The 9835-nt window shown below is 40.3% G+C and carries 7 protein-coding genes, 1 rRNA gene and 1 pseudogene; 6 read left to right on the top strand and 3 right to left on the bottom strand.

Translation table 11 applies throughout. The features are described from left to right. Positions 1 to 74, top strand: a 5S ribosomal RNA gene (rrf, locus tag NLX67_RS23465); the annotation flags it as partial. 784 nt (positions 75 to 858) lie between these two features. Here rrf and NLX67_RS20860 read toward each other — a convergent pair. Beyond that, a complete protein-coding gene (locus NLX67_RS20860) occupies positions 859 to 1461 on the bottom strand; it encodes a YitT family protein (protein ID WP_254313342.1) in 603 nt (200 codons plus the stop codon). An 853-nt stretch (positions 1462 to 2314) separates the two neighbouring features. On the opposite strand from NLX67_RS20860, the gene NLX67_RS20855 reads away from it, so the two are divergent. From NLX67_RS20855 to NLX67_RS20845, 3 genes are all read left to right on the top strand, one after another. Continuing rightward, entirely contained in the window at positions 2315 to 2722 is a 408-nt protein-coding gene (locus NLX67_RS20855) for a MerR family transcriptional regulator (RefSeq protein WP_254313341.1), read from the top strand. Between the two features lie 38 nt (positions 2723 to 2760). Beyond that, entirely contained in the window at positions 2761 to 4071 is a 1311-nt protein-coding gene (locus tag NLX67_RS20850; protein ID WP_254313340.1) for a hemolysin family protein, read from the top strand. Between the two features lie 69 nt (positions 4072 to 4140). Next, a complete protein-coding gene (locus NLX67_RS20845) occupies positions 4141 to 5463 on the top strand; it encodes a hemolysin family protein (RefSeq protein ID WP_254313339.1) in 1323 nt (440 codons plus the stop codon). Between the two features lie 360 nt (positions 5464 to 5823). Here NLX67_RS20845 and tnpB read toward each other — a convergent pair whose 3' ends face one another. Beyond that, the gene (gene tnpB, locus NLX67_RS20840) at positions 5824 to 6951 is read right to left on the bottom strand and encodes an IS200/IS605 family element RNA-guided endonuclease TnpB (protein ID WP_254313338.1); all 1128 of its coding nucleotides are present in this window, start codon (positions 6949 to 6951) and stop codon (positions 5824 to 5826) included. A 309-nt stretch (positions 6952 to 7260) separates the two neighbouring features. Here tnpB and htpX point away from each other — a divergent pair, with 309 nt between their 5' ends. After that, positions 7261 to 8133, top strand: a complete 873-nt coding sequence (gene htpX, locus NLX67_RS20835; RefSeq protein ID WP_254313337.1) for a protease HtpX — start codon at positions 7261 to 7263, stop codon at positions 8131 to 8133. A 104-nt stretch (positions 8134 to 8237) separates the two neighbouring features. On the opposite strand, the gene NLX67_RS20830 is transcribed toward htpX, so the two are convergent. Next, entirely contained in the window at positions 8238 to 8597 is a 360-nt protein-coding gene (locus NLX67_RS20830) for a tyrosine-type recombinase/integrase (protein WP_256520055.1), read from the bottom strand. A 79-nt stretch (positions 8598 to 8676) separates the two neighbouring features. On the opposite strand from NLX67_RS20830, the pseudogene NLX67_RS20825 reads away from it, so the two are divergent. Further along, positions 8677 to 9291 (top strand): annotated as a pseudogene (locus tag NLX67_RS20825) (IS256 family transposase); the annotation flags it as partial. Positions 9292 to 9835: the final 544 nt, after the last annotated feature.

Below are 9835 nucleotides of genomic sequence, written 5' to 3'. Positions count from 1 at the left end.
AACACGGCAGTTAAGCTCTTCAGCGCCGATGGTAGTTGGGGGTTTCCCCCTGTGAGAGCAGGACGCCGCCAGGCAAACTAAAAGAACAGCGGAAGCTGTTCTTTTTTTTGGGGGCAAACAGTAAAGCTGTAAAGAAAACCTATTACAACGCTACCGTATCATTTGAAAAATAAAATGATTTAGAAAGACTTCCAAGGCAGCTCTACATGATGTAGAGCTGCCTTTTATTACGTGGAAAAGAAGCGGGAGAAGTGATCCCGAAAGAAATTGATATCGCTTTGCTGACCGTAGTAAAATTTTGATATCCAAAAAGCCTTTATTATGGATGGTTAACAAGCTTATTTGTATTGGATGTAACCACCAGATAAGATGAGACAACTTCTGATAGATAAAGGTGCGACACTTTTTACCAGTAAAAGACGTGCGTTTTACATGGAGGGGCGAACATAATAGCCTAGTTCTGCAGGCAAAAGTATTACTGTGACTGGCTTTTTTATAAAATTGTGTTCGCAGAGGCTCCATGTCAAATGACAAGCTGCCTGAGCTAACTTCCAGTAATGTGTGTCACTTTATCTATCGTAAACTGTTCCTTTCTGTCGCGCGGTCACATTGGAAAGCAGATAAATGAAAAGCTTTGATGAAGGCAGCTTTTTTATATGTGAACTCTATCCGATAAAACAGACAATCAAAAAAGCTGGTATGCATAGCCAGCAGCTAACCTTTGTATTAATAAGGGATCATTTTGTTCATATCCCACTGATATCTTTTTATAATTCTTCAATGTTCTAAATGGCCGGTCCCTAACTATTCATTCAGCATTGTGGCAATTTCCTATGTGGTTTTTTGGATAAAAAGATTTTAATTAAGAATAATGCTTATATCTATGCCTCTTTTCGCAGAAATCAGGCTGGTTATGATGCCAACCGACAAGACAGTTATGCACGACAGCAAAAGAGAGCCATTTGAAAGAAGAAGGCTTCCTGTAAAGACAATGAAAAAGTCGATGATAAAGATGACGAAACCAGGATTTATATTTACATGCCGTGCAAACATGAGTGCCAGCAGGTCTGTCCCCCCAACACTCGTATTGAAACGAAGCATAATTCCAATTCCAGTTCCTACAGTCACGCCTCCAAGAATCGCGTACAGCCGCGGAGTGTGATAAAGCTCTCCAATAGAGTGTAGTGGATAAAGTAAATCAATCATAAAAGAAGAAAAAACCACCCCGTGAAGGCTGTTGTAAAAAAAAGTCCGGTTGTAAACCCAGGCGAACACAAAAATCGGTATATTGACTACGAGAACAACCAGTCCAACTTGTACACCTGTAAGATAGTGGGAAATAAGACCAATCCCGATTGTACCGCCATCAAGCAGTTCAGAAGGAACCAGAAAAACGTTTACACCGACAGCTATTAAAAAGCTTCCGATGACAATAGTGGTCGCTTTATACAGAAAGTCCATGGTCCCCCGCCTTATAAAATGTGATTTTCAAATGTATATGATGGTTCTTTGTATTAAGTGATGAAAACATTCCAACTTCCAGAGGGAATTAAACTGGTTAGAAAGGCTAGTTAAAAGATGCCCGCTCATTAAATAAGGTGAAGGAACTGATCTAAGCATATAATCATTTATGCGGTCATTAGTAGTGGTGCTAATTTGATGACGAGGCCGGGCAGTAGCTCTAAAACAATTAGAAGATGCTGGATTTTAGAATATAGTGTGATATAAAGCAATTCGTCAAGAACGCTTGCATCGGCAGCTGCCAATGAACTAAGTTTTGTATGTACAATTCTAAAAAGGGTACTCTACATATAGATTACTGTTTCCCCACGAAAGTCTATTGCCCCATCCTTTAAAGACCGTTTATAAATAGGCAAAGCCACCCCTAGCCCTTGATGATTAGAAATTTGACTTCTGTACATACATTACCTAAAAAAGATGACTCAGAGCAGTCATCTTTTTTTATGTAATAAAACGGAGTGTGAGCACAATAAACACCTGTATCCTCTATTACTTTATGTCTTATAAATTGAAAGATTCACCCTACAGTTTTTTATTTAGCTTGCTTTGTTCTTGGCCTATTTTGTGTTTTTTTCTCTTGAATCCCCATTACAGCATACTCGTGTTTACGTTATACCGAAATTTCAACGCATTTTTATACAAAATTATTGTTACTCAACAAAAAAAGACCTTTTCATTTTAAAACATTAATTTGAAAAGAAATATCAAACAAGAAACCACACCATAACGTAACACTGTACACTTTTTTTCTTATGTGTTATGATTACGCTATAAATAAAAAAGCAGGGGGGGCGTGTGCATTGGGAAGGCGTTATTGCGTATTGGCCAGTTAGCGAAACTAAGCGGGTTATCATCACGGACAATTGATTACTATACACAGTGTGGGCTACTGCCGGTTCAGCGCTCTTCAGCCAATTACCGTCTTTATCCAGAAGATGTTCTTCAAACGTTGGAAAGAATTAAGCTTCTGAAAAAACAGCGGATGTCGATTGAAGAAATCAAAAGGGTGCTTTTAACACCTGAATGCCAGGAGATAGAGCCGATCATGTGTGAAGTGCAGGATGAAATTGACTGCCTGCAAAAAAAGCTGACCGTACTGGAAGAAAAATTGAAAGATGCACCGCAGGAAGAAAAGGAGCGTGTGCACCGAATACTTGAAACTAAATTAACAGACGTTATGAAGCTACTGACGTTGCTATAACTATTTCTGGAGGTGAATCCCTCTTTAGAGGGAAATAATTGGACATTATTACAATCATGAATCTGTTTTTGCTCGTACTTTTACTTGGATTGACAGCTTTCTTTGTCGGTTCAGAATTTGCAGTTGTGAAAATCCGTATGTCACGGATTGATCAATTAATTGCAGAAGGAAACAAAAAAGCAATATTGGCTAAAAAAGTAGCCACCGACCTGGATTATTATTTATCAGCGTGCCAGCTTGGCATCACTGTGACAGCGCTCGGGCTTGGTGCGCTCGGAAAGCCGGCAGTGGAGAGCCTGCTGTATCCGGTTTTTGACTACTTTAACGTCTCAGACGCTGCGGCATCCGCTTCTTCTTACGCGATTGCGTTTATCCTGGTAACGTTTCTCCATGTTGTGCTTGGTGAAATGGCCCCAAAGACATTGGCGATCCAATTTTCTGAGAAAATGACGCTGCTTCTTGCGCCGTCCTTATACTGGTTCGGCAAGATTATGTATCCACTCATCTGGGCATTAAACGGAACATCGCGTGTGCTTCTCCGCTCATTTGGCGTGAAGCCGGCCGGGCATGACGCGTCCTATTCAGAAGACGAATTAAGAATCATCATGGCGCAAAGTTTTCAGGGCGGTGAACTCAACAAGACGGAACTTGCCTATATGGAAAATGTTTTTACGTTTGATGAACGTGTTGCCAAAGATATTATGGTGCCAAGAACGGCGTTTGTTTCCCTTGACAAAGATATGAAACATGCTGATATTGTCAAAATATTGGACGAGAATAATTACACACGTTATCCGGTAACAGAAGATGGGGACAAAGACCATATTATCGGATTTGTGAACGTGAAAAAGATGCTGACACATATTGCGGCAGGGCGTGACCGCAAACTTGAAGAATTCGTCCGTGATCTTCCGCTGATTCATGAAGTGACACGCCTGCAGGATGCGCTGCTGAAAATGCAGAGTGCACGTGTTCATATAGCACTTGTTATTGATGAATATGGCGGCACAGCCGGTATTCTCACAATGGAGGATATATTAGAAGAGATCGTCGGAGAGATCCGTGATGAATTTGATGCGGATGAAGTAGCAGATATTCGGGAAAAGGGTGAAAATCAGTACATCATCAACGGCCGTGTGCTTCTGCAAGAACTGGAAGAACGATTTGGTCTTGTCTTTGAAGGAAGTGAAGACATCGATACAATTGGCGGATGGATTCAATTTCAAAAAGTAGACACAGTTCAAACCGGTGACGAGGTTGCACAAGGCGACCATATATGGACTGTCGCCGAAATGGATAATTACCAGATCAAGCAGGTTGTACTGAATCAACTTGTAGGAGAAGAGTAATAAAAGAATTCCATAGGAACAGCTATAAGGAAAATTTTTGGAGGTGAGTCCCCCGATTGGGGGAAACAATTGGACGGAATAATTATTTTAAACTTGTTTTTAGTGGCACTACTTATTGGACTAACCGCTTTCTTTGTTGGCGCTGAATTTGCCATTTTGAAAGTGCGGATGTCAAGAATTGACCAGCTGATCACGGAAGGAAATAAAAAAGCAGGACTGGCAAAGAAAGTAGCCAATGACCTGGATTATTACTTATCCGCCTGTCAGCTCGGTATTACCATTACAGCACTCGGCCTTGGTGCACTGGGTGAACCAACGGTCGAGAAGATCTTGCATCCGGTATTTGAAAACTTTAATGTGCCAGATGCTTTAGCGACGGTGCTTTCTTATGCCATTGCGTTATCTATTGTCACATTTTTGCATGTGGTCATTGGGGAGCTGGCACCAAAAACTCTGGCCATCCAGTTTGCAGAGAAAATGACTCTCTTATTAGCACCCCCGCTTTACTGGTTTGGTAAGATCATGTATCCATTTATCTGGGCACTGAACGGTTCTGCCCGTATTCTTCTTCGTATGTTTGGTGTACAGCCGGCTGGCCACGAAGAGGCGCACTCGGAAGAAGAACTGAAACTGATCATGCACCAAAGCTTTCAGAGTGGTGAAATTAACCAGACGGAACTTTCCTACTTAGAAAACATTTTTGCTTTTGATGACCGTGTGATAAAAGATATTATGCTGCCAAGAATGCAAATGATTACACTCGAAAAAGAGATGCCCCTGACTGATATGATTACGGTGCTTGATGAATATGATTACACACGCTATCCAGTGACAGAAGGCGGCCATAAAGACCAGCTTATTGGGTTTATTAACACGAAAGAAATGCTGACAAGCATCGCAGCGGGAAGAGAGCAAAAAATGGAAGAGTTTATCCATCAAATGCCTCGTTTTCACGAAGCGACACCAATTCAAGATGTACTTCTAAAGATGCAGCAAAGCCGTGTGCATATGGCGGTTGTCACAGATGAGTACGGCGGGACAGCTGGCCTTGTCACGATGGAAGATATCTTAGAAGAAATTGTCGGTGAAATCCGCGATGAATATGACAGCGATGAACTGCCTGAGATACAGGAAAAAAGTGAGACAGAGTATTATGTTAATGGGCGTGTTCTACTGTCAGACTTAGAAGAACGGTTTGCTCTTACATTTCCTAAAAGTGATGATTTAGACACGATTGGTGGCTGGATTCAGGTACAAAGTGACAAGGTGCTTAAAGAAGGTGACACCATCAGGCTTCATTCGCATCTCTGGAAAGTAATGGAGATGGAAAGTTATCAGGTCAAAAGGGTGTCCCTGCAGCTGAACGCGGCTTCTGCAGCATCCGAGTCATAACAAAATAAAGCATGATTCTAAAACAGAATCATGCTTTTTCTATATCGTCCCTTATTTCTTTTTCAATTTTTTTGCCTGTTCCAAGGCTGAAGAAACAATACTTTTCGCCTTTTCCCTGTTTTTTCTTCGCTTTATATTTTCATTGCCTCTTTCTTTCACCATGCAACGGTTTCATTTTGTCTTTACAAAGATGATCAGATTGAATTACCCCCAGTTACTCACTACGTTCGTTGAACATGGGGGATTCCTAAGTAAAGAAACCTATCGGTCCCTAATTCATTAGGCTACGCCCGTCATTCCGACGGTTGGCAGTACAAATGACTTTGTAGCAAGTCTCCTGCGGAAAAATAAACTGTGTTACTAAACAATGGCTAAATCATGGATATTCCGGGAAGCATTGATGTCCGCGTTTTCGAAATGACCGCAGGAAACACAAATAAATGCCGCTTGTGTTTGACGATTTTCTTTTGCTGTGTGACCACACGAATGGCACTTTTGGGAAGTGTAACGAGGATCGACAGCGACCACCTGCTTGCCATACCATTTTGCTTTGTATTCCAGCATCGTGCGGAATTCCGACCAGGAAACTTCGCTGATTGCTTTGGATAATGTACGGTTCTTCAGCATATTTGACACTTTCAGGTCCTCAATTCCGATGACATCGTGGTTTTTGATGATCTCGGTCGTGATTTTCTGCAAGTAATCAGTCCGTGCATTCGCAATCTGTTCATGAATGCGCGCCACTTTCATACGCTGTTTTTGTACATTTTTCGCTTCTGATAAAGGTCTTTTTTGCTGAATGGCCAGGCGTTGGCGGCGGGAAAGAATGCGTTGTGCTTTGGCCAGCTTCTCTTCTAATGTTCTAAAAAATTTTGGTTTTTTGTACACTTTCCCATTTGAGAGAACGGCAAAGTCTTTTAAGCCAACATCAATACCAACAGTGGAATCTGTTTTTGGCAGCTCTTGCACTTCTGTTTCAACAAGCAAAGAAACGAAGTGCTTTCCGGAAGGGTTTTTCCGTATCGTGGCGTTTAAAATGCGGCCTTGCACTTCACGGCTGTTCGCAAAACGAACCCAGCCCAACTTAGGCAGTTTCATACGATTGCCCAAAATGCTTACCTCTGGAAGCTGGTTCTTTTTTTCAATATTTGTGGTGTAAGACTGCACTTTATTTTTCTTACTTTTGAATTGTGGAGCCTTGTTTTGCTTCTTGAAAAAACGATCAAAGGAATCAGCAAGGTTTTTCAAAGAGGACTGTAATGAATGTGAGTCAACTTCTTGTAGCCAGATTAATTCTTTTTTTAAACTCGTAAGCTGGTTGGAGCAAGTAGTGTAAGAAAGACCTTTTCCAGTCGTTTGAAATTTTTCGTTCCACAACGATAAAAAACGATTGAATACAAAGCGGCTCGATCCAATCGTTTTGGCAATTAATATTTTTTGTTCTTTATTTGGATACAAACGAAATTTATACGCTTTGTTGACTGACATTAATCCGCACCTCCAATCCTTTTATTTCAATATCTCTAAGAATTATTTTACCAAATTTGGAACTAAGAACAAAAGCGTTTGCTTCGCAAACCGAAATTCACCCAACTACTTATCATCGGGCTTTGCCCTTTGCATGATTGAAGTAGGGGTACTCTTTCGGTAAAATCTGATAGAAAAATGCATTCAAATAAAAAACATATTTTTTGAAACTTTTTGTTTACTTTTTCGTATATAACTATATAATACAGGTTTCATTATTGATGATAACCTAATTAAGATAAAGTTTATTACAAACCAGGAGGGTCTTTATTGTTAAAACGTATTTCCTTATTTATATTCGTTAACATTCTAGTATTAATTACAATTACAACCATCACTACGTTGCTTGGTGTAGAAAGTTATATTGGTGGCGGTGGTTATGGTTCCCTGCTTGCCTTCAGTGTCATCGCTGGTTTTGCTGGTTCCATCATTTCATTGTTACTGTCTCGTATAATGGCGAAATGGGTTATGGGTGTTCAATTAATTGATAAACATTCCCCGCGTGGCGATCACGAACGCTTTGCACTGGAAGAAACATATCGTTTAGCACGTGTGGCTGGTTTGAAAGTTATGCCCCAAGTCGGTATTTATCATTCACAAGAGGTCAACGCTTTTGCTACTGGACCAAGTAAAAAACGTTCATTAGTAGCCGTTTCAAGCGGTATGTTAGATAGAATGGATCGTAATGCGATTAGTGGAGTTATCGCACACGAAATAGCACACATTAAGAATGGTGATATGGTGACAACAACTCTATTGCAAGGTGTCATCAACACATTCGTTATTTTCTTCTCTCGTATTGCTTCAAAAATTGTTTCAAGTTTTGTAAAAGAAGAAATGGCTGGAATTGTTTACTTTGTATCTTCGATCGTTTTCGATATTCTATTCAGCCTCTTAAGCAGCCCTATTATCTTTTGGCATTCAAGAAAACGTGAATTTAAAGCGGATAAATTGGCTGCCGAATTAGGTGGAAAGGCGAATATGGTTCATGCATTAGAATCATTAAGACATACCGTCAGCTTAGTTGATGATAGTCAAAAGTCTATTGCTGCTTTTAAAATTAGTGGCAAGGGAAAATTCTCTAGACTATTCTCGACTCATCCACCATTAGAAAAACGCATTGAACATTTGAAATCACTTTAATATAAGATTTTCTGCATTATTCAGACTAATGCTGTAAAACGTTGATATATTAAGGTTTAAAGCGTCAGTTTAAGATTATGAATAACTAAAAAATCACATTTCACTCACATTTCTTGCGATTTTGTTAAATTAAGAATGCTTCCAAAGTGATTTTTAATCCTTTGTGTAGCATTCTTTTTCTTTTTATCCGTAACGTGTGTATAAATCTTCATTGTTGTTTTCATACCATCGTGGCCAACTTGTCTCATGATTGTCGTTATATCGATTTCCGCTTCTGCCAGCATACTAATGTCAGTGTGGCGAAAAGTGTGAGGAGTTGCTGGTTTTTTAATAGATGTCATTTTAAGTAATTGGCTCATTCGAAAGATAAAATTACTTTGAACAAACGGATAGCCATTGTCACGGCAAAAAAAGGTTGTTAAGACGGTAAGCTGCAGGAGGTCGCCAAACCTAAAAGCGGACATGACAAACAAAAATTATCAGCTTGCAAAGAGACAAACCTTGCCACGCAAAGCTAGAGACGGGTATACGGTTTTGACCTGAAAGGAAGTGCTGGCGTACACGATCGCGCCTACCGAGTCGGCCTTTGTCTGGAAAGAGCTGCTTCTGGACCTGAAAGAGCGTCGTACAGAAGAAGTCCTTCTGTTTATTTCGGATGGCCTGAAGGGCATCAACGACAGTATGTTTAGTGTTTATCCAGACGCCCGGCACCAGACGTGCCTTATCCACTTTGCCCGAACGATTGCCCACAAAGTGCGTGTGACAGACCGGGCGGAAATCTGCGGGGACTTCAAGGCGGTCTATCGCGCTGAAAGCGCAGAGGCCGGGCAGAAAGCACTTGAAGCGTTCTGTTCCAAATGGCAGCCATCCTATCCGAAAGTGACAAAGCCACTAGCGGAAAACCCTTCTATTTTCACGTTTTATTACTTTCCAAAATCGATTTGGAGAAGCATCTACTTCACAAATTTAATCGAGTCATTTAATAAGCAGATCAAGAAATATACAAAGCGCAAAGAACAGTTTCCAAACGAAGAAGCACTGGAACGGTTTCTCGTTTCCCAATTCGAAGAATACAACCAGCGCTTCACCGTGCGTTGCCACACCGGTTTCGATCAGGCCCGTGCAGAGCTCGCAGCGATGTTTAAATCAATAGATTAAATGACGGTCTACAAGAAAAGGGATTTCGTCATTTACACAAAATTCTTGAAGGCCCCTCCAATGAAAATACACCTTGAAAAAATTGAATCTGTTTTGAACAAAAAATAACAGTTTATCTCTTATTTTTATAATGCTCTTTTATTGGATAAGCCAGCAGGTGAAAAAACAGGTCCTCCCTGACCCTCCGCCTTTTAAATGATTTTTGCTATGATTCTGCCTCCAATACGTTTTGTCAGACCGCTAAGCTGGTATTTCAAATATACTGCTCCTAAGCTAGTGTCAAAATAATTCGGGCACCGCTAAAGAACCGTCTACCTAAATGCTACTTTAACTATAGCAATTAGATAGACGGTTCTTTTTTATGTGGTCATAAAACATGGTCATTAAAGTATTTACAAGAATCTACTAGTTTTTTTTGAAAAATTCCAGTTGACAAACATGTATATACAAGATAAGATGAAAACGTAAACAAAACTTGTATATACATGGTGGATTTATTTGTAAGCGTAAACAGATCCAGCACATATAAAGCTTTGATTATAGT

It is taken from the genome of Domibacillus sp. A3M-37 (assembly GCF_024213455.1).
Taxonomy (GTDB): domain Bacteria; phylum Bacillota; class Bacilli; order Bacillales; family Domibacillaceae; genus Domibacillus; species Domibacillus tundrae.
The sequence above is the reverse complement of the archived record's forward strand: the minus strand, read 5'-3'. Positions and strand labels throughout refer to the sequence as shown.